The organism is Sandaracinobacteroides sp. A072, assembly GCF_052616365.1.
The window spans coordinates 805,430-832,135 of sequence record NZ_JBQXGU010000001.1; the positions used below are offsets into that span (position 1 = coordinate 805,430).

The window sequence follows — 26,706 nt, forward strand, 5'->3', positions numbered from 1 at the left end:
GCCATGGACGCGGCGGCGCTGGCAACCGGCTGGCTCGATACGCTGGCTCACCAGCGCCGCCTTTCCGCGCATACCCTGAAGGCCTATGGCGCCAGCCTCTGGCGCTTTCTGGACTTTCTGGCCCACACCCATGGCCGCCCGGCCGATCTCGACCTGCTGTCGGGCCTTGTGGCAGCCGACATCCGCGCCTTTCTGTCGGCCCGCCGCGCCGAAGGGCTGACCAATGCATCGGCGGCGCGCGAGCTTTCGGCCCTGCGCGGCTTTTCCACATGGCTGCGCGAGCGGCACGGCAGGCCGCTGGGCGGGCTGGAGCAGGTGGCGATGCCGCGCGTGCGCAAGGGCGTGCCCCGCCCGCTGGCGCCTGCCGATGCCAGGGCGCTTGCCGACACCAGCGGCGAATTTCACGATGAGCCGTGGCTGCAGGCGCGGGACACGGCCGCGCTGTTGCTGCTCTATGGCGCCGGCCTCCGGATCGGGGAGGCGCTGGGGCTGACAGGGGCGGTTCTGCCACTTGGCGAAACGCTTGCCATCACCGGCAAGGGGCGCAAGCAGCGCACCATCGTGCTTCTGCCCGTCGTGCGCGAGGCGATTGCGCTCTACGTGAAGCTGTGCCCCTGGACGATCACGGCCGAGACGCCGCTGTTCCGGGGCGCGAAGGGCGGGCCGCTCAAGGATGGCGTGCTGCGCGTGACGCTTCGGAAGGCGCGTGCCGCGCTCGGCCTGCCCGACAGCGCCACCCCCCATGCCCTGCGCCACAGCTTCGCCAGCCACCTGCTGGCGCGCGGGGCCGATCTGCGCACCATTCAGGAACTTCTGGGCCACGCCAGCCTGTCGAGCACGCAGATCTACACCTCGGTCGATACCGCGCGCCTGCTCGACATCTATTCCAGCACGCATCCGCGCGGCTGAGCCAGCCGCCAGCCCGAAGGCCGGCAGCCCTTGGCCCAGCTTGCCGGGTCGGATGTCCCCGGCAGGATTTTCAGGCCGGTTCAGCCTGCCTTGCCGCAATCCGCGCCGCCCAGATCTCCGGCCCTGTCCTGTGGACGCTGGTGCCTTCGGAATCGACGGCGACCGTCACCGGCATGTCGCGCACGTCGAACTCGTAAATGGCCTCCATGCCGAGATCCTCGAAGGCCAGAACCTTCGCTGCCTTGATGGCGCGCGCGACGAGATAGGCGGCGCCGCCCACCGCCATCAGATAGGCGGATTTCGCCTCGCGGATCGCCTCGATCGCCACCGGCCCGCGTTCGGCCTTGCCGACCATGGCGAGAAGGCCCTGATCGAGCATCATCTTCGTGAACTTGTCCATGCGGGTCGCGGTCGTCGGGCCGGCGGGGCCGACGACTTCGTCGCGCACGGGGTCCACCGGGCCGACATAATAGATCACCCGGCCGCGGAAGCTGATGGGCAGTTCCTCGCCGCGGGCCAGCATGTCCTGGATGCGCTTGTGCGCGGCATCGCGACCGGTCAGCATCTTTCCGTTCAGCAGCAGCCGGTCGCCCGGCTTCCAGCTTGCCACCTGTTCGGGGGTCAGGGTGTCGAGATCGACGCGGATGGCTTCCTGGCTCGGCTTCCAGTCCACCTTCGGCCAGCGCGAAAGGTCGGGCTGGGGCAGGTAGGCAGGGCCGGAACCATCGAGATGGACATGGGCATGGCGGGTGGCCGCGCAGTTGGGGATCATGGCGACAGGCTTCGATGCCGCATGGGTCGGGCAGTCAAGGATCTTCACGTCGAGAATGGTGGACAGCCCGCCCAGCCCCTGTGCGCCGATTCCCAGCGCATTGACGGCATCGAAGATCTCGATGCGCAGTTCCTCGATCCGGGTCTTCGGGCCGCGGGCCTTCAGCTCGGCCATGTCGATCGGGCCCATCAGCGATTCCTTGGCCATCACCATGGCCTTTTCGGCGGTGCCGCCGATACCGATGCCCAGCATGCCGGGCGGGCACCAGCCGGCGCCCATCAGCGGCACGGTCTTCACCACCCAGTCGGTGATCGAGTCCGACGGGTTCAGCATGACGAACTTCGACTTGTTCTCGGAACCGCCGCCCTTGGCCGCCAGCGCGATTTCCAGATGGTCGCCCGGCACCATCTCGACGTGGACGACAGCCGGTGTGTTGTCGCGCGTGTTGACGCGGGAAAAGGCCGGGTCCGCCACGATCGAGGCGCGCAGCTTGTTGTCGGGGTGGCCATAGGCGCGGCGCACGCCTTCGTCGATCATCTGCTGGAGGGTCATCCTGCCGTCCCAGCTGACCCCCATGCCCACCTTCACGAAGGCAGCGACGATTCCGGTATCCTGGCAGATGGGGCGGTGGCCTTCGGCGCACATGCGGCTGTTGGTGAGGATCTGGGCAATGGCGTCCTTCGCCGCCGGGCTTTCCTCAAGCTCGTAGGCGCGGCCCAGCGCCTCGATATAGTCGAGCGGGTGATAATAGCTGATGTGCTGCAGCGCATCCGCCACCGATTCGATCACATCCTCGCTGCGCATCAGGCCCATGGTTCGTCATACTCCCGTAATCTGCCCGTGTTTCAGGCAACCCGTGTTTCAGCGGTGCCCCTAGCAGCCGCGCGGGGGCAGGGTGAAGCCCTGCAATCCATGCTGCATTGCATGCGGCATTCCATGCCGCGGCAATCCCCGCATCTGTCCACAGGCAGGGCCGCCATATTCACCTCCGAACGCAAATTTGATCTTGCCCTTCCTGCCCAAAATGGCACTATCCCTCGTGGTGGTGCGGCGAACGCACCCCTAGATATCGTGTCTGTAACCTTTACATGCCAGAACGGCCCAAGGGCTTCGGCCAGGGCCCGGAAGGCCGGGCACAAGATATCGATTGTTGCGTGAAAGGGGCTGTGCCGGAGTCGGCGCCTGCCTCGCAGGGACAGAAGAAAACGAGGGGTCATGATGGATTTCGAGCGCAGTCAGATGACAGGGGATGATAGCGGCGTGTCCGGCGGCGCCCCGGCAAGCCATGCCATCTATCAGCCGCGCTTCCCGGTGAAGACCGACCCGTCGCGCGACAGCCTGCTCACCGAGTTCGGCAGGGAAACGCTGAAGGACCGCTATCTGCTGCCCGGTGAAACCAGCCAGGATCTCTTCGCCCGCGTTGCGGCCGCCTATGCCGACGACGAAGGCCACGCCCAGCGGCTCTATGACTATATCTCGAACCTCTGGTTCATGCCGGCCACGCCGGTTCTGTCCAATGGCGGAACTGGCCGGGGCCTGCCCATCAGCTGCTATCTGAACAGCGTGTCCGACAGCCTCGAGGGTATCGTCGCCACCTGGAACGAGAATGTCTGGCTTGCAGCGCGCGGTGGCGGCATCGGCACCTACTGGGGCCGGGTCCGCGGCATCGGCGAGCCTGTCGGCCTCAACGGCAAGACAAGCGGCATCATCCCCTTCGTGCGGGTGATGGATTCGCTGACTCTGGCGATCTCGCAAGGGTCGCTCAGGCGCGGTTCGGCCGCCGTCTATCTCGACATTTCCCACCCCGAGATCGAGGAATTCCTCGAAATCCGCAAACCCTCGGGCGATTTCAACCGCAAGGCGCTGAACCTGCACCATGGCGTGCTTGTCACCAATGCCTTCATGGAAGCCGTGCGTGCCGGCAGCAGCTTCGATCTCGTTTCCCCCAAGACCGGGGAAAAGCGCGGCGAAGTGGATGCGCGCGCGCTCTTCCAGAAGCTGGTCGAGACCCGGCTGGCGACCGGCGAGCCCTATATCATCTTCGCCGACCATGTGAACGACCACATGCCCCGCCACCAGAAGGAGCTGGGGCTGAAGGTTTCCACGTCCAACCTGTGTTCCGAAATCACCCTGCCCACCGGGGTCGACCATCTCGGCAACGACCGCACTGCCGTCTGCTGCCTGTCCAGCCTCAACTTCGAGACATGGGACCAGTGGAACAGCGATCCACGCTTCATCGAGGACGTGATGCGCTTCCTCGACAATGTGCTGACCGATTATATCGAGCGCGCCCCGCCCGAAATGGCGCGCGCCAGATATTCGGCTGGCCGCGAGCGCTCGGTCGGTCTTGGCGTGATGGGCCTGCACAGCTTCTATCAGGCGCGGGGCCTGCCCTTCGAAAGCGCCATGGCCAAAAGCTGGAACCTGCGCATGTTCCGCCACATCCGCCAGAAGGTGGACGAGGCTTCCATGCTGCTGGCGGCCGAGCGCGGGCCGTGCCCGGATGCCGCCGATCGCGGCGTGATGGAGCGGTTCAGCTGCAAGATGGCGATCGCGCCGACGGCGTCCATCTCGATCATCTGCGGCGGCACCTCGGCCTGCATCGAGCCGATCCCGGCCAACATCTACACCCACAAGACCCTGTCGGGCAGCTTCGTGGTGAAGAACCCCTATCTCGAAAAGCTGCTGATCGGGAAAGCCAAGAATTCGGATGCCGTCTGGAATTCCATTCTCGAGCATGGCGGGTCGGTGCTGCATCTCGACTTCCTGACCCAGGAAGAGAAGGACTGCTTCAAGACCGCCTTCGAGATCGACCAGCGCTGGCTTCTGGAACTGGCGGGTGACCGCACCCCCTATATCGATCAGGCCCAGTCGCTGAACCTGTTCATCCCGGCCGATGTGGAAAAATGGGATCTGCTCATGCTCCACTTCCGCGCCTGGGAACTGGGCATCAAGTCGCTCTATTACCTGCGCTCCAAGTCCATCCAGCGTGCCGGTTTCGCCGGTGCTGTCGACAGCGACAACACGCCGGACCTGAAGCAGATCCAGGTGGAGATGCGGGATTATGACGAATGTCTGGCATGCCAGTGAGCGAGGGCGGTCGCCCGCGTGACGCCGACGCAGCCGAGGCGCAGGGCGCGCAACTTGCCCTCGTGGCCTGCGGCGGCGTGAATCCGGCCGGGGTGGCGCTTCCCTCCGAAGCGCCGGTTCCCCCGCGCCGCAGGCACCACGTGCTTTCGTCCGCGACACTGTTGCGTCTTGCCCGCATGCGGCGCTTCAGGCGAGCAAAGGGACATCACGCCCCTTCACGCAGGCGGCTTTCCGTTCTACATACGTTCCGTTGAATTCGAAGGAATCGCCATGTCTCTTCTCGAAGCAAGCCGGGTCTACAAGCCCTTCGAATACCCCTGGGCCTATGAGTTCTGGAAGCGCCAGCAGCAGATCCACTGGATGCCCGAGGAAGTGCCGCTGGGCGAGGATTGCCGCGACTGGGCGCAGAAACTCGCCGAGCATGAGCGCAACCTGCTGACGCAGATCTTCCGCTTCTTCACCCAGGCCGATGTCGAGGTGCAGGATTGCTACCACGACAAATATGGCCGCGTGTTCAAGCCCACCGAAATCAAGATGATGCTGACGGCGTTCAGCAACATGGAAACGGTCCATATCGCGGCCTATTCCCACCTGCTCGACACCATCGGCATGCCGGAATCGGAATATAGCGCCTTCCTCAACTACAAGGAAATGCGCGACAAGCATGATTATCTGTCCACCTTCGGCGTGGACACGGATGCCGACATCGCCCGCACGCTCGCCATGTTCGGCGGTTTCACCGAGGGGCTGCAGCTCTTCGCCAGCTTTGCGATGCTGATGAACTTCCCGCGCTTCAACAAGATGAAGGGCATGGGGCAGATCGTGAGCTGGTCGGTGCGCGATGAATCCCTGCATTGCGAGGGCATCGTCAAGCTCTTCCATGCCTTCTGCGCCGAGCGCCAGTGCCTGACCAAGGCCGTGAAGGACGATATCGCCGACATGTGCCAGAAGACGGTGCGGCTGGAAGATGCCTTCATCGACCTTGCCTTCGAAATGGGCCCAGTGCCCGGCATGCATGCGAAGGAAATCAAGAAATACATTCGCTTCATCGCCGACTGGCGCCTGAAGCAGCTGGGCATGCAGCCCATCTACCTGATCGAGGAGCATCCGCTGCCCTGGCTTCAGCCGCTGCTGAACGGGGTGGAGCACGCCAACTTCTTCGAAACCCGCGCCACCGAATATTCCAAGGCCGCGACCAAGGGCAACTGGAACGAGGTGTGGGACGCTTTCGACCTGCGCATGTCTGCCCGGGCGACGCCTCCGGCCAATGACGGCGTGGCCGAGGCCGACCTGCTGGGAAGCGTGGGCGCGGCCGAATAGGCCTGCCTTCCGGCACATTTCGCCTGTCATGGGCAGAAGGCCGCATCTGCACGGCCCCGGTTCCGGCCGGGGCCGTTTTCTTTCTGGCTGCCTTCATCCTTGCCAGACGGGCAGGTCAGTCTGCGCCGAAGTTCCGGATGAGGGCGGCGCCTGCAAGCCCGCGGCCAGGTTCACCACGCAGCTGCCAGCCGGATGCGTCCGTGCCGAGCGCCGCAAGCAGCACCATCTGGCGCGACAGACCGGCGAGCCATTCACGCAGCATCTTCGCCCAGTTCTGCACCATCGTCAGCAGGTTGCCGGCCGTGTCCGCCGTACCGCGCAGTTCCGCCACCACGGCATAGCGCGCCAGCTGGTCGAACAGCGAGTCGAGCAGGGCCACCCTCGAGACGAGCGTGAGTGCCTGTTTCGAAAATGCCCCGGCTGCCTGATTGCCATCGCCAAGCTGCCCGATCCCGGCCCGTATGACATCCCTGACACGGCGGATGCGGTCCAGAAGGCCGTCGGTTTCATCACGCAGGCCGAACTGGCGTGAAAGGCCCTGGAAGCTTTCGATCTCGCCCGCGAGGGCGCTGTCCATCACCTTTGAGAAAGCTTCGAAATCCGCTGTCAGCGCCGCGATCTCGTCCGTTCTGCTGGTCGTGTCTGTCATGGGGGAACGCCTCCTGCCGCTCCCCTTAGCTGCACTTGTCAGTGTAGCCCAGCCGGTCCCGCGCGCTGGGCGGGGGAAGCGCCTGCTCCAGAATCAGCTGATAGCCTTCCCAGGGCTGGGCCGCGCCACGCGCCGGCGCATACCAGAGAAAGCTTGTCCGCTTGCCGGGCGTATCGAGCCGGTACCAGCGCGGCACGGCCTGTGACGGCCGGATGGGGCAGCGCACGAGCGTGGCGCGGATGCCGGCTGCGGCGAGGCCCTCGATCAGCGCGGCTTCGCCCAGCGGGCGGCCCTCATTCTTGAGATAGTGGGTCATCACCATGGTGCGTGCGCCGGCCGCCATCAGCTTGACCGGCCCGCCATCCCCCTGCATCACCCCGTTTCGACGGAAATAATGATTTCCGGGCAAGGGCTTGTCGAGACTTTCCGGCGGAAGGGCGGCCCAGGTCACGCGTGGTGCGCGCTCGATGTCACGCCAGTTCTGGAAGCTGTTTGCCGGCAGCGTGGAGGGTGGCGTGAGGGCATGGATCAATTGCCCGAAGCCTGCGGCTGGCGTGGCCGCCAGAACAGCCCTGCCAGATGCAGTCTGTGCGGCGGAAGGCGCCGCGCTTGCAGGAGAAAGCCCCGTCATGGCCGTGCCGCAGCGCCGGAAAGTGCCGGCCCTGGCCACGGCCGCAAGCGGGGCCGGGATGCCACCGGCTACGTCGTCGAGCCGTTCGACAAGAAGATGGCCCGGCTTTTCCGCGTGGTTGAAGGTCATCAGCACTGGCGTGCCGACATCGCCCCAGCGGTCCCGGCCCATCTTCACCAGAACCCAGTTCTGGATGCCATCATAGCTGGCGCCACCGATGTAGGTGAGCGAGACCTGCACCGGCAGTGGCCCGGCCTTTCCAGCCGGCGTCTCGGCATGCACGCCGCTGCGATCGACCCGCACCTGCGGCTGGCGGCTGCAATCGCCGCCCGGTGCATAGCTGCCATGTATGTCCTTCAGATCTGCAATGGCTACAGCGCCGGCAGCCTGCGCCATCGCCAGCGCCACCGGCAGGATAATGGCGAATTTGGTCATGATTGCCCCCTCGATGCCATGTGGGCACAAAGTGGCATATCGCCTGCCGGCAGGCCAGTGGGGGTATCCGCTGGTCAGCTTGCAGGACCGGGCTTTGCGCTGTTGCCTCAGTAAACGCTGCGGCTCAGGCGGCGCGCGCCATGTCCAGTTCGCTCGGCAGGATGCGGAGGACGAGGAGGCCATCGCTGTCCAGCGAATAATAGATGACATGGTTGCGGAAGGGCTGGGCCCGCACGCCTTCCTCGATCTGGCTCTGGATCTGGCCGCCGGTGGGGAAGTGCAGAAGGTGCATGAAGGCGGCCTTGAAGCCATCCCGGTTGGAGATGGCGACTTCCATGCCCAGAAAGCCGAAGGTGCGGAAGGCGCTCTCGAATATGCGGGCGAGATCCTCTTCCGCCATCCGCGTGAGGCGAACGCCGCTCATGCCTTCCTCCTGCCACTGGCGGCCGGTTTTTCAGCGGCTTTGGCTGCGGCGCCCGCTTCGTCGGCAGGCATGTTGTGCCCGGCAAAGCCCGGACCCGACGGCATGGCAACGACATCCTCGAAGATGGTGTCGACGTCCTTCTCGCTCACACCGCTGGCGCGCCCTGCGGCCACGGCCGCCCGAAGCTGATCGATCAGTTTCATCGGTCCATGCCCCTGCGAATCATCAAGGGGACTTTCGGAGGGGTTTTCGGACGTTGTGCCCGGATGTCTGTTCTGGCGTTCATGCCTGCCCCCCTTGCGACCACTGCGATCCATGCCCTTCGCCCCCTGCCCCGGGGTGCGACGATTCCCGCTATCCGGCGGCCAGGGCACGCAGAAAGCGTCTATCGCCCGGCAAGTTGCTGAACGATCATTGATGCCCGTTTGCGTGGACCCCCGTTTGCGTGGACCCCGGTGCGAATACCCGATGGCACATGCCGGCAAAATGCTGATGGCACTTTGCCAGACATATGTTCACTACAACGGATTAAGACGGATTTCCAATGCATTAATGGTTAACAGCCGGCAGTATTCCCGGCTTGCCAAGGGCGGGGCGCGGGGGCAGTTTCAGGCCATGCGCAGTCTGTTTCTTGCCGCCGCCCTACTGGCTCTTCTGTCACCTGCCAGGGCAACGCCATCAGCCGTTACGGCGCCTGCCGCTGCGCCCGATCTTCCGCCCGATCTTCCGCCCGATCTTCCGCTCGAGCGCCTGTTCGCCAATCCGCCGCTCATCGGCACGCCGCCGCGTGCGCTGCACATGGCGCCCGATGGCCGGCACATCGCCTTCCTGCGCCCCCGCGCCGATGACCAGCTTCGCTTCGACCTGTGGGTGCAGGATGTCATGACAGGCGCCGAACGCATGGCGGTGGACAGCCTTGCCCTTTCATCCGGCATGGCCAGCCTGTCGGAAGCGGAGCTGATGCGCCGGGAGCGCGCGCGTCTTTCTTCCAGCAGGGGCATTGTCGAATATCAATGGTCGCCCGATGGCGGCGCGCTTCTCGTTCCCCTCGATGGCGATATCTGGCTCGCGCCGCTCGATTCCGCGCCGCGCCGGCTGACCCGGACTCCCGAAAGCGAAATCGACGCCCGGCTTTCGCCCGGCGGCAGCCGGGTGAGCTTCGTGCGGGGCAGCAACCTGTGGGCCATAGATCTTTCCACCGGCGCCGAAACCGCCATCACCACTGGCGGGGGCGGGCCGGTCAGCCATGGCATGGCCGAGTTCGTGGCGCAGGAGGAAATGGGCAGGACGACCGGCCAGTGGTGGGCGCCCGATGACCGCCGCATCGCCGTGGCGCGGGTGGATGAGAGCGCGGTGAAGATCGCCGTGCGCGCAGCCATCGGCGCCGACAGCACGCGCGTGACCGAGCAGCGCTACCCCTTTGCCGGAACGCCCAATGCCCTGGTCGAGCTGTGGGTCCATGATCTTTCGGGTGGCGATCCCGTCAGGGTGGATCTGGGGCCGGATGCCGACATCTATCTCGCGCGCGTCAACTGGCTGAACGCGGGCCAGCTGCTTGTCCAGCGCCAGAGTCGGGACCAGACCCGGCTCGACCTGTTGCTTGTCGATGCCGGTACGGGGGCTTCGCGCGTCATCCTTACGGAAAGCTGGCCAAGCTGGGTGAACCTCCATGACAGCCTGAAGGTGCTGGAAGACGGCCGGCGCTTCCTGTGGGCTTCGGAGCGGTCTGGTCACCGGCACCTCTATCTGTTCGATGGCGACCGTTTGCGCCAGCTCACGCGCGGCAACTGGTCCGTCGATGAACTGCTTGCGGTCGACGAGGCGCGCGGGCGCATTCTGTTCACCGGCTTCCGGGAAAGCCCCACCGAAAAGGCCCTCTATCAGGCCCCGTTGAAGGGCGGGCCTGTGCAGCGCCTGTCAGCGGATGGCGCCTGGGCCGAAGCCGTCGCCGATACGGGGGGGCGCCATGTCCTCCTGACCGTCTCGACCCCCGCATCCCCGCCAGCCATCACCCTGGCCGCCGTCACCCCGGGCGGTCTTGCCCCCATCAGGCCGGTTTCGGCGGGCGCGGCGGCCTATGATGTCTTTCTGCCCCGGCATGTCACGCCGCACTATGGCACGCTGAAGGCGGCCGATGGCCGGACGGACCTGCACTATGCGCTGATGCTGCCGCCCGGTGTGCCGGAAGGCGCGCGGGTTCCGGTTTTCTTCGAAGTCTATGCCGGGCCGACCACCCAGCGGGTGCGCAAGGCCTTCGGCTCCCTCATCCACCAGTATCTTCTGCGGCAGGGCTGGGCGGTCTTCATGGTGGACAACCGCGGCACGCCCAATCGTGGCCGCGCTTTTGCCGACCCGATCCACCTGCGGGTGGGCGTGACCGAAGTGGAGGATCAGATGGCGGCGCTGGCCTGGCTGAAGGCCCGGCCCTTCGTCGATCCCGGGCGCATCGCCGTCTATGGCTGGTCCTATGGCGGCTACATGGCCCTGCGCCTGATGACGGAGCACCCGGAGGCCTTTGCAGCCGGTGTGTCTGGCGCCCCGGTGACCGACTGGACCCTCTATGACACACATTACACCGAGCGCTACCTGGGCAACCCGGCGAAGGATCGCGGCCCCTATGACCGCTCGGACGTGACGCTGCGGGCGGACCGTCTTGCGCGGCCGCTGCTCCTCATTCACGGGCTTGCCGATGACAATGTCGTCTTCGATCACAGCGCGCGGATGATGGCGGCGCTGCAAAGGGCCGGCCGGCCGTTCGAGACGATGCTCTACCCCGGCCAGACCCACCGCATCGCCGAGCCGGGCCTGCAACTGCACATGTGGCGCACCATTCTCGATTTCCTCGACCGGCATGTCCGCAAGCCGGATCCGGCAGCGGAAGACGGCGTCAGTACATCGCGTTGATGGCAAGACAGGTCGCAAGGCCGACGATGAGGTTCATGGGCACGCCGACTTTCAGGAAATCGCTGAAGCGGTAATCGGCGGCGGCATAGACGATGGTGTTCGTCTGGTAGCCGATGGGCGTGGCGAAGCTGGCCGAGGCTCCGAACATCACGGCGACAAGAAGAGCGCGCGGATCGACCCCGAGCTGGGCCGCAAGCCCGATGACAAGCGGCGGCAAGAGCACGGCGACGGCATTGTTGGTCACCAGCTCCGTCAGGACAGAGCTGAGAAGATAGACGCCGAGAATGAGGGCAAGCGGCGGCACGTCCTGCAGGAAGGGCAGGGTTGCCGAGACGATGAGATCGACGGAACCGGCCGCTGACAGCCCCGTTCCGATGGCCAGCATGGCGAAGATGAGGATGAGCACATTGCCATCCAGCGAGCCCCAGGCTTCCTCCGGCGCGAGGCAGCGGGTGGCGAGCACGATGGCGACGGCGATGATGGCCGCCGTCGTGATGTCCGTGATGCCGAAGCTGGCGAGCAGGATGGCGCCGGCAAAGGCGGCGAGCGCAATCGGGGCCTTGTCGCGGCGGAAGGGCGTGACGCCGGACGCCGACAGGCCGAGCAGGTTCGGGTTGGAGCGCAGGTCGTTCTGGGCTTCCGGCCCGGCGAGAAGGAGCAGCTTGTCGCCTGCGCGCATGCGGACGGAGCCGAGGCTGGGACCGGGCTCGTTCCTGTCCCGGGCGACGCCCAGCAGCCGCACATTGAGCCGGTTGAGGAAATTGATCTCGGCGAGGGGGCGGCCGATGCGCGGATGGGTCTGCGCGATCGTCACCTCGAGAAGATTCTTGTCCGCCTCTCCCTCCTCGATGAGCGCCGCACCCGCATCGCCGACGCCCTTGAGGCCAACGGCGCTGCCCCGTCCCTTCAGCAGGCTCGCCAGTTCCTGCGCGGTGGAGCGGATGATGAGGCGGTCGCCCGCTTCCAGCAGTTCCTTGGCGAGGTCACCGCGCAGGATGCGGCCCCTGCGGTTGATGCCCACCAGCTTCATGCCCGATCGCTTGAGCGCTGCAATGCCGCCGGCTTCCCGCCCGGCCCATTCCGAGTCTTCGGGCAGGCCGAGTTCCGAGAGGAACATATGCTCCTCGTCCAGCAGCCTGAGCTGCGGCCTGTCGGGCAGCAGCCAGCGGCCGAGGATGCCGAGTGCCACGACACCCGTCACCAGTGCGACAAGGCCCACGCCGGTGATTTCGAAGATGCCGAATGGCGCAAGGCCCTTTTCCTGCGCCACGCCATCGACCAGCAGGTTGGTAGACGTGCCGATGAGCGTGAGCGTGCCTCCCAGGATCGCGAAATAGGAAAGCGGGATCAGCAGCCGGGTGACCGATATGTCGAGCGCACCCGCCAGTTTCCGCAGCACCGGCACCATCAGGATGACGATGGGCGTATTGTTGAGGAAGGCGCTTGAAAGCGCCGTCCCGCCATAGACTTCGGCGAGCGCCATGCGCGGCTTCCGGCGCGCGACCAGCAGGAGGCGTGTCGCCACGGCCTCGACCGCGCCGGTGCGCACCAGCGCCGCCGAGAGGATGAACATGGCGGCAATGGTGATCGGGGCGGGGTTGGAAAAGGCGCCAAGGGTCGTCGAAAGGTCAAGGAATCCAAGCAGGTTGAAGAGCGCGACGGCGGCCACGGCAACAACGGATGGCGGCAGGCGCTCGCTTGCGAAGGCGATGAGCAGCAGAAGCATCATGACCAGCCCGGCAACATCGGCATGGGCAGCCAGAAACGACACCCATCCTTCGGCAAAGGCGGTAAAGCCGGCCGTCATGCGCTGGCCTTCAGCGCCTCGGCCAGCCGCGCTTCCTGCTCGTTCGAGAGGGATGTTTCGAGAATGCGGGGTTTCCAGTCGCTTATGGCTTCGAAGAGCTTGTCATAGGTGGCTTCGCGAACCAGCACGAACAGGGCGGAGCTTTCCCTGGGGATCGTCGCGGAAAGCTGCCGGACGAAATCGTCCCTGACGCCATAATCCATCAGCGAGCCGGAAAGCGCGCCGGCCCCGGCCCCGGCGCCCGCCCCGACCGCCATGCCCGCCAGCGGGTTCATGAACAGCAGTCCGACAAGAAAGCCCCAGAGCGCGCCGGAAAGCCCGCCCGAGGCGGCGCCCATGCGGGTCAGGTTGACGGCCTGCTTGATGTGGACCTGCCCGTCTGCGTCACGCTCGACGACGACCGCATCCTCCAGGTCGACGAGGTGCCGCGCCTTCAGGGCGCGCACCCTGTTCAGCACTTCGTCGGCGGCTGCCATGCCGTCAAAGCCCAGCACAAGAAGTTGGCTCATCGGTCTGCCCCCTGAAACGCCTTGCGGTATTCAGCACCGTCAATGCCCCGTATGCCGGGCAAGGAAAAGGGGCCGCGCGCACCTTCTTGCGCACGGCCCCTTCCGAATGTGCGGGAGATCAGCTGAAACGGGTGGCGACGACCTGTTCGGCCTGCTTCATGATGTTCTTCACCAGAACGTCGCAGGTCGGGATGTCGTGGATCAGGGCCTGGCTCTGGCCGCTGGTCCAGATGCCGCCGTCGGTATCGCCGTCGCGCAGCACATTTTCGCGGCCGCGCTGGCCGGCCATCAGTTCCTTCACGTCCTCGAAGGTCTTGGTCGGGTCGCGCTGGATCTCGGCCACCTTCTCGGAAATGGCATTGCGGGCGACTCGCGCCGTGTTGCGCAGGGTGCGGCCCACCAGAACGGTGTCGAGTTCATTGTTCTCGACGATCTTCTGCTTCACGTTCGGGTGGATGTTTGCTTCCACGGTGGCGCAGAAGCGCGTGCCCATGTTGACGCCGTCGGCGCCCAGCGCCAGCGCCGCCACGAGGCTGCGGCCATCGGCCATGCCGCCCGAGGCGATGATCGGAACGTCAGGCAGGGCATCGACGGTGGCGGGCAGCAGCACGATGAGGCCCACGTCATCCTCGCCCGGGTGGCCGGCGCATTCGAAGCCATCGATCGAAATGACGTCCACGCCCTTCTTCACCGCCGAGACGGCATGGCGGACTGAGGTGCACTTGTGGATCACCTTGACGCCATTTTCCTTGAAGCGGGGCAGGTGGTCGGTCGGCGCGCGGCCGGCGGTTTCCACGATCTTCACGCCCGAGGCGATGATCGCTTCCCGGTAATCGTCATAGGGAATGGGGTTGATCGAGGGCAGCAGCGTCAGGTTCACGCCAAAGGGCTTGTCCGTCAGCGCCTTGGTCTTTTCGATCTCGGCCAGCAGAGCCTCGCCGCTGGGGAACATGTGGGCGGTGATAAAGCCCAGAGCACCGGCGTTGGCGACGGCGGCGACCAGCTCACCATAGCCGACACCGGTCATGCCGCCCATGCAGATGGGCGTCTCGATGTTGAACATTTCCGTAAGGCGCGTCTTGAACATGGCGGCTTCCTACCCTTCCATCTGGCAGCGGCCCGGGGCCGCTGCGGTTTGCCGTTCGCCCGCTTCCGGGGCTTGTGCCTGTTCTGGCCTCTTTCACTGCCGGCTACACACTCTCATTATTGGGCGATCATTCCCCCGGGCGAAGCAATGAAGGAGAGCTTTCACAGATGGCGCGGGTCCTGATAGCCGGCGCAACCGGCCTTGTTGGCAGCCATGCACTGGCGCTGGCGCTGGCCGATTCGCGTGTCTCGGGCGTGGTGGCGCCCACGCGCCGGCCGCTGCCGCCGCACCCGAAACTGCTGAACCCCGTTACCGATTTCATGCCCTTTCCCGCCGAATCCGGATGGCTGGCGGTCGACGGGGTCGCCTGCGCGCTGGGCACCACGGCAAAGCGGGCCGGAAGCGCCGAGGCCTTCCGCGCAGTGGATCTCGACCTTCCCCTCGCCATCGCCAGGGCCGCGCGGGACAGGGGCGCGCGCAGCTTCGCGCTCGTATCCTCCACGGGTGCGAACCCGCGCTCCCGCTTTCTCTATCCGCGCACCAAGGGGGAACTGGAAGAGGCGCTCAGAGCGCCTGGCTATCCCTCGCTCACAATTCTCAGGCCGGGCCTGCTTGGCGGCGCGCGGGCGGAATTCCGCCCAGCCGAACGGGCAGCGGCGGTGATTCTCGGCCTTCTTGGCCCGGCCCTGCCACGCTCCTTGAGGATCAGCCCTGCCGAAAAAGTGGCGGCCCGGCTTCTGGATGCAGCGGTCACGGCCGCGCCCGGCGTTCATGTGGTGGAAGCGGGCGCTTTCGCCTGAGGGGGCGCTTCCAGCATCGCCGCCATCACGGCTGCGGCATCGGCGAGCGTATTGTCGGACTGCCACATGGGGTGCGGGCGCGAACGGTCCGCAAGCTCGCTTTCGCGTGCCGCGAGGATGGCGCCGAGCGTTGCGCCCATGAACACGAATCGCTGGTTCTGGATGGCCGCGGGCATGTCAGGCATCAGCCGGCGCAGATGCATCAGGCATCGCTGGTAGCCCGAGTTCCAGCGCCCGCCCAATGCTTCCATGAACATCCCCCGGTGCGACATGCCGAGCAGGACGACGAAGCGGTTGAAGCTTTCCGTGCCCGGCTCCATGTCCGGGTCGATCGAGGTGCGGATGAGGCAGTCCGCCACGTCGATCACCCTGTGCGGGCCGCCTTCGGCTTCCAGCCGGTCGAGCCATGCGTTGCGCCGTTCGTCGATCGCGCGGGCGCCATCCACCACCAGTTCGCGGATCAGCGCTTCCTTTGATCCGAAATGATAGCCGACGGCGGCATGGTTCTTCTGCCCGGCGGCTTCGGCGATCTGCCGGACCGTCACGCCATCAACGCCACGCTCGGCGAACAGCCCGAGGGCGACGGCCTTGAGATGCGCTGCGGCGTCGCCGCGCGTGCGCTGGTGTTCGGCTGCCATGCTCGCACTTTTAGGTTTTGACAGGCGTTTCAGTCAAATGCATTATCCAACCGGATAAGAGAGAGGGAGGTGGCATGAACAAGGATGCCGCGCCTGCGGGCGTCGATCTCGGCGCGCTCGCGGCATGGATGGATGGACGCGGCCTCGGGGAGGGGCCGATCGGGGCGGCCGAACTGCTGGCAGGCGGAACCCAGAACATCCTGCTGCGCTTCGAGCGCGCGGGGCGCCGCTATGTGCTGCGCCGCCCGCCGCTGCACCTGCGCGCCAATTCCAACGAGACGATGCGTCGGGAAGCGCGGGTGCTGGCGGCGCTGGCCGGCACGGCCGTGCCGCATCCGGCGCTGATCGCTGCCTGCCCGGAAGAGGATGTGCTGGGCGCTGCCTTCTACCTGATGGAGCCTGTCGAGGGCTTCAACGCGACGACAGGCCTGCCGCCGCTTCATGCCGGCTCCGCCGTCATCCGCCACCGCATGGGGCTGTCGATGGTGGAGGGGATCGCCGCGCTCGGCGCGCTGGACTATCGCGCGGCCGGGCTCGAAGGCTTCGGCAAGCCCGACAACTATCTCGAGCGGCAGGTGGCGCGCTGGAAGGCCCAGCTCGACAGCTATGCCGAGTTTCCCGGCTGGACCGGGCCGGGCGAGATTCCGGGGGTGGACAAGGTTGCGCGCTGGCTGGACGCCAACCGCCCGGCCGATTTCCGCGCCGGCATCATCCATGGCGATTATCACCTCGCCAATGTGATGTTCCGGCACGACAGCGGCGACCTTGCTGCCATCGTGGACTGGGAGCTTTCCACCATCGGCGACCCGCTGCTCGATCTCGGCTGGCTGCTCGCCACCTGGCCCGAAGGCGACGCGCCGGCCGATGCCGACGTGGCGGTGAAGCCCTGGGAAGGCTTTCCCACTGCCGCCGAACTCGTCGGCCACTATGGCACGCTGAGCGACCGCGACCTTTCCCACATCGATTGGTACGCGGTGCTGGCCTGCTACAAGCTGGGCATCATCCTCGAAGGAACGCACGCCCGTGCCTGTGCCGGCAAGGCGCCGCGCGCCACGGGCGATCTTCTGCACGCAAAGACAATCGGCCTGTTCGAACGGGCGCTTCGCCGCATCGGCTGAGGAGGGAGACAGGAATGCAAGACGATACGGATTTCACCGGCCGCAAGGTGCTGGTGGTGGGCGGCTCCAGCGGCATCGGCAACGGCATCGCCCATGGCTTCCGCGCGCGCGGCGCCACGGTGCATGTCTGGGGCACGCGCGCCAGCGCCGCCGACTATGACCCCGCCGATGGCTCGGACCTTTCCGGCCTTGGCTACACCTGTGTCGATGTCGGCGACCCGGATGCCATCGAGGCGGCGCCCATGCCCTTCGACCAGCTGGACGTGCTGGTCCTGTGCCAGGGCACGGTCGTCTACCGGCGCGGCGAGTTCGAGCGCCCCGGCTGGGACAGGGTGATGTCGGTCAACCTCGACAGCCTGATGCACTGCGGCCGCAAGTTCCACGGCCAGCTTGCCGCCTCGAAAGGCTCGATCATCATCGTCAGCTCGATTTCAGGGCTGAAGGCCAATGTCGGCAACCCCGCCTATGCGGCCTCCAAGGCCGGCGCGATCAGCCTGACGAAGACCCTGGGCCAGGCCTGGGCGCGCGACGGCATCCGGGTGAACGGCCTGGCGCCCGGCCTTGTCGATACCAAGCTCACCAAGGTGACGACGGAAAACCCGAAACGCCGCGAAGGCGCGCTGGCGACGATTCCGCAGGCGCGGATGGGAACTCCGGCGGACATGGCCGGCGCCGCCATCTTCCTGGCCTCGCCGCTTGCCGCCTACGTCACCGGCCACACGCTCGTCGTGGATGGCGGTCTCTCGCTCTAAGCTCCCGGAAGGATCCATCATGCAATTTGAACACAGCGACAAGGTAAAGGGGCTGATCGCCCGGCTCGAAGCCTTCATGGACGAGCATGTCTACCCGAACGAGCAGGCCTATCTTGACTGGGTGCACGACCCGGCCAACCTGTGGAAGGAATGGCCCGGCATGGAGGCGTTGAAGGACAAGGCGCGCGCCGAAGGCCTGTGGAACCTGTTCCTGCCGCATGAATATGGCGAATTCAGCCCTGGGCTCACCAACCTCGAATATGCCCCGCTTGCCGAGATCATGGGCCGCGCGCCCTTTTCCTCGCAGGTCTTCAACTGCTCCGCGCCCGACACCGGCAACATGGAAGTGCTGGCGAAGTTCGGCTCGCCCGCGCAACAGGAACGCTGGCTGAAGCCCCTGCTGAACGGCGAGATCCGCTCCGCCTATGTGATGACGGAGCCGCAGGTCGCGTCCTCGGATGCCACCAACCTCGAGCTTTCGATCCTGCCGGACGGCGACGATTATGTGATCAACGGCCGCAAATGGTGGATTTCCGGCCCGATGCACCCGCGCTGCGACCTCTACATCGTCATGGGCAAGACGCTGTTCGACAACCCGCGCCATTCCCAGCATTCGCAGATCATCGTCCCGCGCGACACGCCGGGCATCACCATGGTGCGCAACCTCACGGTCTTCGGATCGATGAATTCGCCGGGCGGTGAGTGCGAACTGCGGTTCGACAATGTGCGCGTGCCGAAGGAAAACCTGATCCTCGGCGAAGGCCGCGGCTTCGAGATCGCGCAGGGCCGGCTCGGGCCGGGCCGTATCCATCACTGCATGCGCTCCATCGGGCAGGCGCAGCGCTCGCTGGAAATCATGGCGCGCCGCGCCGACAGCCGCGTCGCCTTCGGCAAGCGGCTGGCTGACCAGTCCTCCATCCGCCAGGACATCGCGCGCAGCTTCTGCGAGATCGAGATGGCGCGCCTGCTGACCCTGAAGGCCGCCGACCAGATGGACCGCCATGGCAACAAGGTGGCCAAGGACCTGATCGCCGCCATCAAGGTGATTGCGCCGCAGATGGCCCAGACGATCGCCGACCGCGCCATCCAGGTGCATGGCGGCATGGGCGTGAGCGACGATACGCCCATCGCCTATTTCTTCACCCTGAACCGCTATCTGCGGATCGCCGACGGCCCGGACGAAGTCCATATGTCGCAGCTCGGCAAGATGAAGATTGCCGAATATGTGGCGATGAACGCCCGCTAGGGGAGGAAGAGCCATGGGCTGGATCAGCAGCGGCGGTCGCCGCCACGCGCCGGAAGCCTTTGCGGAGCGGGCTGCCCGCGCCGCAACGGTCCTCGAGGGGTTCGGGCTGGGGAAGGGCGACGGCGTCGCCCTCTACCTCAGGAACGAACCGGCCTTCTTCGAGGCGAGCTTCGGGGCCGGAATGCTCGGCGTCTATCCGGTGCCGGTGAACTGGCACTATACCGCCGACGAAGCCGGCTATCTGCTGCGCGACAGCGGCGTGAAGCTGCTGCTGATCCATGCCGATCTTCTTGACCCCATCCGGGATGCGATCCCCGAGGGGTTGCCCGTCGTCGTGGTGGAAACCCCGCCCGAGGTGCGCGCGGCCTATGGTCTCGGTGATGTGCTGCACCCGCCTGGTCTGCCGCTGTGGAGCGCGCTGCTCGATGCGGCCGCCCCGCTTGCGCGGGAGCCGGAGCAGCCGCCCAGCACTATCATCTATACATCGGGCACCACCGGGCGGCCCAAGGGCGTGAAGCGGCCGACCTTCACGCCGGAACAGGCCGAGGCGACGACGGCGATGCTCGCCTGGACCTATGGCTATACCGATCATGTGGCCGGCCTGCGCGACCCGGCGGAGATCGTGACGGCGGTGATCGGCCCGCTCTATCATGCGGCCCCCAACGCCCATTCGCATTTCTCGATCCGGCTGGGCGCCAATGTGCTGATCGAGCCGCGCTTCGATGCCGAACGGCTGCTGCAGCTGGTCGAGGCGGAGAAGATTACCCACCTCAACATGGTGCCCATCATGTTCAACCGGCTGCTGCGCCTGCCGGATGCCGTGAAGCGCCGTTACGACCTCTCTTCGCTGGAATATGTGACGCATGCGGCCGCGCCATGCCCGCCGCCGGTGAAGCGGGCGATGATCGAATGGTGGGGGCCGGTCATCAACGAATATTACGGCTCCACCGAGATGGGCAATGTCACCAACATCACGGCGCAGGAGTGGCTCGCCCATCCGGGATCGGTCGGCCGGGTGATGCCCGGCATCGACCTCAGGGTGGTCGACGAGGAAGGTCGCGACGTGCCGCCCGGCACCGTGGGCGACGTGATTGCCCGCGCCCGCGGCGCGTCGGATTTCACCTATCAGAACGCCCCGGAAAAGCGCACCGCCATGGAGCGTGAGGGCCTGCTGGCGCCGGGCGACATGGGCTATTTCGACGCCGACGGTTTTCTCTACCTCTGCGACCGTCGCAACGACATGATCATTTCGGGCGGGGCCAACATCTATCCGGCCGAGATCGAGGCGGAACTGCACAAGCTGCCCGGTGTCGCCGACTGCGCCGTGTTCGGTATTCCGGACGAGGAATTCGGTGAAAGCATCATGGCCGTCGTGCAGCCGATGCCGGGCGTGACGCTGGAAGCCGATGCGCTGAAGGCGGAGCTTCGCCGCACGCTGGCGGGCTACAAGGTGCCGCGCCGGATCGATTTCGCCGACAGCCTGCCGCGTGAGGATTCGGGCAAGATCTTCAAGCGCAAGCTGCGCGCACCCTTCTGGGAAGGCCGGGAGAAACGCATATGACCGAAACCATCCTCGACCCCGATCTGCCGATCATCGACCCGCACCATCATCTGTGGGATCTGCGGCCCATGCTGGCGCATCTGCCGCCGCCGGCCCATCCCTTCCAGCAGATCCTGCCGCAATCGCCGCGTTATCTGCTGGATGAGATTCTGGCCGACACGGGAAGCGGCCACAATGTGGTGGGGACCGTGTTCGTCCAGTGCCATGCCTTCTACCGCGCCCATGGCCCTGACGCCATGAAGCCCGTTGGCGAAACGGAATTCGTGGCGGGTGTCGCGGCCATGGCGGAAAGCGGCATCTATGGCCCCATGCGGGCCTGCGCCGGGATCGTCGGCCATGCCGATCTCATGCTCGGAGACGGGGTTGCTGCCGTGCTCGATGCCCATGTCGAAGCGGCTGGCGGGCGCTTTCGCGGCATCCGCCACATGATGGCCCATGATGCCGACCCGGATGTGCTCGGCCCAATGGCCGGAACGCCCGCCGGCCTTGCCGCGCACCCGGCCGTGCGTCAGGCGCTCGGCCATTTCGCGGCGCGCAGGCTGACGCTCGACCTCTGGGTGCTGGGGCCGCAGCTGGGCGAGCTTCTCGACCTTGCCCGCGCCTTTCCGGACGTGCCGATGGTGATCGACCATGTCGGAACGCCGCTTGGCATCGGCCGCCATGCCGGGAAGCGCGATGAAGGCTTCGCGGACTGGGCCGCAAGCATGCGCGCGCTGGCGGGCTGCCCCAATCTGTTCGTGAAGCTGGGCGGGCTTGCCATGCCCTTTCCGGGCTTTGCCGGGCTCGGCCCGGATGCCCGGCCGGGTTCCGCAGTTCTGGCAGACCTCTGGAAGCCCTGGATCGAAACCTGCATCGAGGCGTTCGGCCCGGACCGGGCGATGTTCGAAAGCAATTTCCCGGTGGACCGCTGGGGCGCGGATTATCCCGTGCTGTGGAATGCCTTCAAGCGGATCACGGCGGGGGCGTCAGCTTCGGAAAAGGCCGATCTCTTCGCGGGCACGGCGGCCCGTTTCTACCGGCTGGACGGCATGATGGAGAAGGCTGCATGAAGGCGCTTCGCTATTTCGGCGCGCGGGACATCCGCTTCGACAGCATGGCGGATCCCGAACTTCTCTCCGACCGGGATGCCATCGTGCAGATGGAAGCCTGCTCCATCTGCGGCAGCGACCTGCACATCTATCATGGCCATGGCTTTTCCGAGGATGTCGGCTTCTGCGTTGGCCATGAGGCCGTGGGCGAGGTGGTGGAGGTCGGGCGCGCTGTTACCCGGCTGAAGCCCGGCGACAAGGTGATGATGCCCGCCGCCGTCGGCTGCGGGGCCTGCCGGCCGTGCCTTTCCGGCAATGTCAGTGCCTGCGAGACGAATTCGGGAGCCTGCTACGGCCTTTCCGCGCGGCTTCAGGGCGTGCAGTCCGAGGCCTTTCGCGTGCCGGCGGCCGATAGCAACGCGGTGCGCATCCCCGAGGGCATCACGCGGGATCAGGCGCTGATGATGACCGATGCGCTGGCCACCGCATGGTTCGGCGCGCGCAACGCCGACATCCGGCCGGGAAGCAGCGTCGCCGTGATCGGGCTTGGCCCCATCGGCCTGATGGCGGTGGACAGTGCCTTCGTCATGGGCGCGCATGTGGTCTATGCGATCGACCCGGTGGCCGAACGCCGGGCGCTGGCCGCCGAATCCGGCGCCATCGCCCTCCATCCCGATGCGGCGCTGGAGACAATCCGTGAGCAGACAGGCGGCCGCAAGCTCGACTGCGTGGTCGAGGCCGTGGGCCATGAAGCGACCGTCGATCTGGCGCTCAGGCTTGTCACGCGGCGGGGCACCGTGTCGGTGATCGGGGTGCAGCAGGCGCGGCGCTATGCCTTCCCGCTGGAGCGGGCCTTCGCGGCCGGGCTCACCTTCCGCATCGGCACCTGCTCGGTGCCCGAGGAGTGGCCGGCGCTGACTCCGCTGGTGCAGTCGGGCCGGCTGAAGCCGGAGCGCTACATCAGCCATCACATGCCGCTGTCCGAAGGCGCGGAAGCCTATGCCATGTTCGACAGCCGGACGGAGGGCGCGCTGAAGATGGTGCTGACGCCCTGACCCTAACGCCCTGACCTGACGCCCTGACCCTGATGCCTATTCGGCTGCCGTGGACAGGCCGAGCTCCGGGATGCCGATGGTCCGCCGGCCGGCGTAATCGGTGCGGGCGACGATGATGCCCAGCTTTTCCATATGGTCGATCAGGCGGCGGATGCGGCCCGGAGAGGCAGTGCCATAAGCGCGGGCCAGGCTTTCATCATCGGGGCAGGGCGCGCCATCCATGGCCGCGCGCGCGATCAGCAGGAAGGGCGCGAGCATTCCTTCCGGCACACGGGCCGCTACCGCAAGCAGCGCCTCCCAGCGTGGTTCGGCCGGATCGAGGATTCCGCCCTGTGCCAGCGTGTGGCGGGTGCGGAACGCGGCGAGATCGAGCGGGGCGCGGAGCAGCCTGCGCATGCGGCAGCGCACCGAAAAATCCTGGTAGAGCTGGGCCGTCGTGCGGAAGGCGCAATCCGGGTCGGCCAGCATGTCCTCGAGGACGGAGCGGACAATCTCTTCGGTTTCCGCAGCGTCTGGCCGCGCCGGGGCGGCCGTGTCGAACAATGTGGTCGGCGCCGTCGCCTCGGGTTCAGGCTGGGCCGAAAGCGATGGGCCGGGCATGGCCAGCCGCTGCAGCAGTTCGTCGGCCGTTTCCGCCTGCGCCGGTGGCGTGTGGGCCATCATCAACCTCGGTTCTTCCGCTGCCTGTTCCAGCTCGGCGAAAAGCATGGTGCGCACAGCCTCGGGCGCGGCTTCGGGGATTGGCAGCAGATTGTGCGTGCCCGAACGCACGCCGGTCCGCACCGGGCCGATCCGTACGCGCACCGGCCGGCGCGCGATGGCAGGGCCGAGGCCAATGAAGCTGCCGCGCTCGAGGTCGCGGATCTGTTCGGCCTGCCGCCGCTCCATGCCCAGAAGGTCGGCGGCGCGGGCCATGTCGATATCGAGGAAGGTTCGGCCCATCAGGAAATTGCTGGCCTCGGCCGCGACATTCTTGGCCAGCTTCGCCAGCCGCTGCGTCGCGATCACCCCGGCAAGGCCGCGCTTGCGCCCGCGGCACATCAGGTTTGTCATCGCCGACAGGCTGATGCGGCGTGCGGCGTCCGTCACGTCGCCCGAGGCCGAGGGGGCGAACATCTGCGCTTCGTCCACCACCACGAGGGCCGGGTACCAGTGATCGCGCGGGGCATCGAACAGGGCGTTCAGAAGCGTGGCCGCGCAGGTCATCTGCGCATCCACTTCCAGCGATTCGAGGTTGAGGACGACCGATGCGCGATGTTCGCGCACGCGCGCACCCATCAGCGCGATCTCGCGCTCGTTCAGGGCGCCGCCGTCGATCACCACATGGCCGAAGGCATCGGCCAGCGTCACGAAATCGCCTTCGGGGTCGATAACCACCTGCTGCACCATGCGCGCGCTTTCCTCCAGCAGGCGGCGCAGCAGATGCGACTTTCCCGAACCCGAATTGCCCTGCACCAGCAGGCGGGTTGCGAGCAGTTCCTCGATGTCGATGACCACGGGCTTGCCCGCTGCATCGGTTCCGATGTCGATTTCGGCCGTCACCCGCCTGCCTGTGGCCGCTGGGCCATGATTCTGCAACCGATGCAGGGGTAGACGAAAGCCGAACCGCCCTTCAGCCCGGCCAATCGAGCAGGCGCTGCATCAGCCAGGCTGCCGCCGGGCCGGGCGGCGTATCGGTCCGGTGGATCAGGGACAGGCCGTGCGTGGCTTCGGGCTGGTCGGGCATGGCAAGGCGCACCAGCCGGCCGGCTGCGATATCCGCTTCCACCATGTGGGTCGGCATGTTGCCCCAGCCGATCCCCTCCTTCAGCAGGGCATGCTTTGCCCCCAGGTCGGCCACGCGCCATGTGTGCGGGCTGAGCACGGCGAAATCCTGCCCGCGCGTCAGGTCCGACCGGTCTGAAAGCACCAGCTGCACATGATCGCGCCCCATGCCGGGGGCAGGCGGCCCCTGCGCCAGCGGGTGGCCCGGCGCCGCCACCGGGATCAGCGGCACCGTGTAGAGCGCCACCGAATCCAGCCCCGGAAGGCGCGCGGCGAAGCTGCCAGCCACCCCGATGACGGCCCGCCGCGTCAGCACGAGATCGGCCACGGCGCCCAGCGCTTCGACATGCAGGCTAAGAGCCACTGTTGGAAACGCCTGTGAAAAGGCGCGCAGCACGCCTGCCAGCCGTGCGGTGGGCAGGAACACATCGACGGCAAGGCCCACTTCCGCCTCGATGCCCTGCTGCAGGCCGGCCACCCGGGCGCGCAGCCTGTCCATGCCGAAGCCGATGGCGCGGGCTTCGGCCAGAACCGCGCGCCCGGCCGTTGTCAGCTGCGGCCGGCGACGGCCCTGTCGGTTGAACAGCATGACCCCAAGCTGCGCCTCCAGATTCGCGATGCCGTAGCTGATCACCGAAGTGGCCCGGTTCAGCCGGCGCCCGGCGGCGGCGAAGCTGCCCGTATCCGCCACGGCCTCGAAGATGCGCAGCTGGTCGAAGGTGGGAACGCCGGTGCCTGACATTACAACTCCTTCGAACAGATTGAACGATATTATGCAGGTTTTTGCAAAAGACAGGCGCGTCTACAAGAGTGGCATGACGCAACAGATTTGCAACATCAGGACGCAGGAGCTGGACAGATGATCGAAATCCGCCCCTTCGCAAGCCTGGGCGCCGCCGATCACGGCTGGCTCGATGCGCGGCATCATTTCAGCTTCGCCGGCTATCATGACCCCGCCCGCATGGGCTGGGGCGCGCTCAGGGTCTGGAACGATGACCGCATCGCGCCGAAAAGCGGGTTTCCGCCGCACCCGCACCGCGACATGGAAATCATCACCTATGTCCGCACCGGCGCCATCACCCATCAGGACAGCCTCGGCAACCGCGGGCGGACCGAGGCCGGCGACGTGCAGGTGATGTCCGCCGGAACGGGTATCGTGCACGCGGAATATAATCTGGAGGCGGAGGAGACGACACTCTTCCAGATCTGGATCCTGCCGCGCCGGCAGGGGGAAGCCCCGTCCTGGGGAACGCAACCCTTCCCGAAGGGCGCGCGCGCCGGCCGGTTCGTGGCGCTGGCATCCGGCCTGCCGGGCGATGAGGACGCCTTGCCGATCCGCGCCGATGCCCGCGTGCTCGCGGCAAGCCTTGGCGCAGGGCAGGGCGACAGCCTTGGCCTTGCGCCGGGGGAGCGTGCCTATCTCGTGCCCGCAACAGGCCGGCTCATGGTCAATGGCGTGACCGTCGAGGCCCGCGATGGCGTCGCCATCAGGGATGAAGCAGCCATTGACGTGATCGCCATCGAAGACAGCGAAGTCGTGATCGTGATCACGGCCGGATGAACCAAACACATATCGGAAAAGGAAAACAGATGACGAAGATTCTCATTCTCTACCATTCGACCTACGGCCATATCGAGACGATGGCGAAGGCCGTTGCCGAAGGCGCGCGTGAAACCGGCGCGACGGTCGATATCCGGCGCGTGCCGGAAACCGTGCCGGAAGAGATTGCGCGCAACAGCGGCTACAAGCTCGATCAGGAAGCGCCGGTTGCCACGATCGCCGAACTCGAGGCCTATGACGCCATCGTGGTGGGCTGCGGCACCCGTTTCGGGCGCATTTCCTCGCAGATGGCGGCTTTCCTCGATCAGGCCGGCGGCCTGTGGGCGCGCGGCGCGCTCAACGGCAAGGTGGGCGCTGCCTTCACCTCCACGGCCACCCAGCATGGCGGGCAGGAAACCACGCTGTTCTCGATCCTGACGAATCTGCTGCACTTCGGGATGACGATTGTCGGCCTTGATTATGGCTATGCGCCGCAGATGGCGAACGACAGTGTCGAGGGTGGCGCGCCCTATGGCGCCACGACGATCGCCGGCGGAGACGGCAAGCGCATGCCCAGCCAGATCGAACTGGATGGCGCCCGCTACCTTGGACGCCGCGTGGCGAACACGGCCGCGAAACTGTTCGGCTGAAGCCTGCCTGTCCAGTG

General features: G+C 66.3%; 24 protein-coding genes. 13 read left to right on the forward strand and 11 right to left on the reverse strand.

Annotated elements, in window-relative coordinates:
• Positions 1-3 precede the first annotated feature (3 nt).
• Positions 4-909 carry a tyrosine-type recombinase/integrase gene (locus ACUJ46_RS03930; RefSeq protein WP_445389130.1) on the forward strand — a complete coding sequence of 302 codons (906 nt, stop codon included), beginning with the start codon at positions 4-6 and terminating at the stop codon, positions 907-909.
• Positions 910-979: 70 nt separating this feature from the next.
• On the opposite strand, the gene ACUJ46_RS03935 is transcribed toward ACUJ46_RS03930, so the two are convergent.
• Positions 980-2,494: a fumarate hydratase gene (locus tag ACUJ46_RS03935; protein WP_445389131.1), complete on the reverse strand. Its 1,515-nt coding sequence runs from the start codon at positions 2,492-2,494 to the stop codon at positions 980-982.
• Positions 2,495-2,920: 426 nt separating this feature from the next.
• On the opposite strand from ACUJ46_RS03935, the gene ACUJ46_RS03940 reads away from it, so the two are divergent.
• On the forward strand, positions 2,921-4,771 hold the full coding sequence (locus ACUJ46_RS03940) for a ribonucleoside-diphosphate reductase subunit alpha (RefSeq protein ID WP_445389132.1): 1,851 nt from the start codon (positions 2,921-2,923) through the stop codon (positions 4,769-4,771).
• Positions 4,772-5,041: 270 nt separating this feature from the next.
• Entirely contained in the window at positions 5,042-6,091 is a 1,050-nt protein-coding gene (locus ACUJ46_RS03945; protein ID WP_445389133.1) for a ribonucleotide-diphosphate reductase subunit beta, read from the forward strand.
• Positions 6,092-6,206: 115 nt separating this feature from the next.
• Here ACUJ46_RS03945 and ACUJ46_RS03950 read toward each other — a convergent pair whose 3' ends face one another.
• From ACUJ46_RS03950 to ACUJ46_RS03965, 4 genes are all read right to left on the reverse strand, one after another.
• Entirely contained in the window at positions 6,207-6,740 is a 534-nt protein-coding gene (locus ACUJ46_RS03950) for a hypothetical protein (protein ID WP_445389134.1), read from the reverse strand.
• Between the two features lie 25 nt (positions 6,741-6,765).
• A complete protein-coding gene (locus ACUJ46_RS03955) occupies positions 6,766-7,806 on the reverse strand; it encodes a hypothetical protein (protein WP_445389135.1) in 1,041 nt (346 codons plus the stop codon).
• A 124-nt stretch (positions 7,807-7,930) separates the two neighbouring features.
• On the reverse strand, positions 7,931-8,230 hold the full coding sequence (locus ACUJ46_RS03960) for a type II toxin-antitoxin system RelE/ParE family toxin (protein WP_445389136.1): 300 nt from the start codon (positions 8,228-8,230) through the stop codon (positions 7,931-7,933).
• Entirely contained in the window at positions 8,227-8,433 is a 207-nt protein-coding gene (locus ACUJ46_RS03965) for a hypothetical protein (RefSeq protein ID WP_445389137.1), read from the reverse strand. The genes ACUJ46_RS03960 and ACUJ46_RS03965 overlap by 4 nt, the downstream gene beginning before the upstream one ends.
• Before the next feature lie 412 nt (positions 8,434-8,845).
• Between ACUJ46_RS03965 and ACUJ46_RS03970 the strand changes: the two genes are divergently transcribed.
• Positions 8,846-11,134 (forward strand): S9 family peptidase, encoded by a 2,289-nt coding sequence (locus ACUJ46_RS03970; RefSeq protein ID WP_445389138.1) that lies wholly within the window; start codon positions 8,846-8,848, stop codon positions 11,132-11,134.
• Here ACUJ46_RS03970 and ACUJ46_RS03975 read toward each other — a convergent pair.
• From ACUJ46_RS03975 to ACUJ46_RS03985, 3 genes are all read right to left on the reverse strand, one after another.
• Positions 11,118-12,941, reverse strand: a complete 1,824-nt coding sequence (locus ACUJ46_RS03975; protein ID WP_445389139.1) for an SLC13 family permease — start codon at positions 12,939-12,941, stop codon at positions 11,118-11,120. The two genes, ACUJ46_RS03970 and ACUJ46_RS03975, sit on opposite strands and share 17 nt — an antisense overlap.
• Positions 12,938-13,450, reverse strand: a complete 513-nt coding sequence (locus tag ACUJ46_RS03980; protein WP_445389140.1) for a DUF1269 domain-containing protein — start codon at positions 13,448-13,450, stop codon at positions 12,938-12,940. The genes ACUJ46_RS03975 and ACUJ46_RS03980 overlap by 4 nt, the downstream gene beginning before the upstream one ends.
• A 118-nt stretch (positions 13,451-13,568) precedes the next feature.
• Positions 13,569-14,537 carry an NAD(P)H-dependent flavin oxidoreductase gene (locus ACUJ46_RS03985; RefSeq protein ID WP_445389141.1) on the reverse strand — a complete coding sequence of 323 codons (969 nt, stop codon included), beginning with the start codon at positions 14,535-14,537 and terminating at the stop codon, positions 13,569-13,571.
• A gap of 167 nt (positions 14,538-14,704) precedes the next feature.
• Here ACUJ46_RS03985 and ACUJ46_RS03990 point away from each other — a divergent pair, with 167 nt between their 5' ends.
• Positions 14,705-15,337, forward strand: a complete 633-nt coding sequence (locus ACUJ46_RS03990) for an NAD-dependent epimerase/dehydratase family protein (RefSeq protein WP_445389142.1) — start codon at positions 14,705-14,707, stop codon at positions 15,335-15,337.
• Here the strand turns inward: ACUJ46_RS03990 and ACUJ46_RS03995 are convergent.
• Positions 15,307-15,975, reverse strand: a complete 669-nt coding sequence (locus ACUJ46_RS03995; RefSeq protein WP_445389143.1) for a TetR/AcrR family transcriptional regulator — start codon at positions 15,973-15,975, stop codon at positions 15,307-15,309. The genes ACUJ46_RS03990 and ACUJ46_RS03995 overlap by 31 nt on opposite strands.
• Before the next feature lie 74 nt (positions 15,976-16,049).
• Between ACUJ46_RS03995 and ACUJ46_RS04000 the strand changes: the two genes are divergently transcribed.
• Genes ACUJ46_RS04000 through ACUJ46_RS04025 form a run of 6 tightly spaced genes read left to right on the forward strand, consistent with a single transcriptional unit; the run spans position 16,050 to position 22,735 of the window.
• On the forward strand, positions 16,050-17,093 hold the full coding sequence (locus ACUJ46_RS04000) for a phosphotransferase family protein (protein WP_445389144.1): 1,044 nt from the start codon (positions 16,050-16,052) through the stop codon (positions 17,091-17,093).
• Positions 17,094-17,107: 14 nt separating this feature from the next.
• On the forward strand, positions 17,108-17,845 hold the full coding sequence (locus tag ACUJ46_RS04005) for an SDR family NAD(P)-dependent oxidoreductase (protein ID WP_445389145.1): 738 nt from the start codon (positions 17,108-17,110) through the stop codon (positions 17,843-17,845).
• Between the two features lie 19 nt (positions 17,846-17,864).
• Positions 17,865-19,091 carry an acyl-CoA dehydrogenase family protein gene (locus ACUJ46_RS04010; RefSeq protein ID WP_445389146.1) on the forward strand — a complete coding sequence of 409 codons (1,227 nt, stop codon included), beginning with the start codon at positions 17,865-17,867 and terminating at the stop codon, positions 19,089-19,091.
• A 13-nt stretch (positions 19,092-19,104) separates the two neighbouring features.
• The gene (locus ACUJ46_RS04015) at positions 19,105-20,652 is read left to right on the forward strand and encodes an acyl-CoA synthetase (protein WP_445389147.1); all 1,548 of its coding nucleotides are present in this window, start codon (positions 19,105-19,107) and stop codon (positions 20,650-20,652) included.
• A complete protein-coding gene (locus ACUJ46_RS04020; protein ID WP_445389148.1) occupies positions 20,649-21,701 on the forward strand; it encodes an amidohydrolase family protein in 1,053 nt (350 codons plus the stop codon). The genes ACUJ46_RS04015 and ACUJ46_RS04020 overlap by 4 nt, the downstream gene beginning before the upstream one ends.
• Positions 21,698-22,735, forward strand: coding sequence for an alcohol dehydrogenase family protein (locus tag ACUJ46_RS04025; protein WP_445389149.1), 1,038 nt, complete (start codon positions 21,698-21,700; stop codon positions 22,733-22,735). Before ACUJ46_RS04020 ends, ACUJ46_RS04025 begins: the two co-directional genes overlap by 4 nt.
• Positions 22,736-22,771: 36 nt before the next feature.
• Here the strand turns inward: ACUJ46_RS04025 and ACUJ46_RS04030 are convergent, their stop codons facing one another.
• Positions 22,772-24,277 (reverse strand): ATP-binding protein, encoded by a 1,506-nt coding sequence (locus tag ACUJ46_RS04030; protein WP_445389150.1) that lies wholly within the window; start codon positions 24,275-24,277, stop codon positions 22,772-22,774.
• Positions 24,278-24,347: 70 nt separating this feature from the next.
• Positions 24,348-25,241: a LysR family transcriptional regulator gene (locus tag ACUJ46_RS04035; RefSeq protein ID WP_445389151.1), complete on the reverse strand. Its 894-nt coding sequence runs from the start codon at positions 25,239-25,241 to the stop codon at positions 24,348-24,350.
• 117 nt (positions 25,242-25,358) lie between these two features.
• On the opposite strand from ACUJ46_RS04035, the gene ACUJ46_RS04040 reads away from it, so the two are divergent.
• Both ACUJ46_RS04040 and wrbA read left to right on the forward strand, forming a co-directional pair.
• Positions 25,359-26,060, forward strand: a complete 702-nt coding sequence (locus ACUJ46_RS04040; RefSeq protein ID WP_445389152.1) for a pirin family protein — start codon at positions 25,359-25,361, stop codon at positions 26,058-26,060.
• 29 nt (positions 26,061-26,089) lie between these two features.
• On the forward strand, positions 26,090-26,689 hold the full coding sequence (wrbA, locus tag ACUJ46_RS04045) for an NAD(P)H:quinone oxidoreductase (protein ID WP_445389153.1): 600 nt from the start codon (positions 26,090-26,092) through the stop codon (positions 26,687-26,689).
• Positions 26,690-26,706 lie beyond the last annotated feature (17 nt).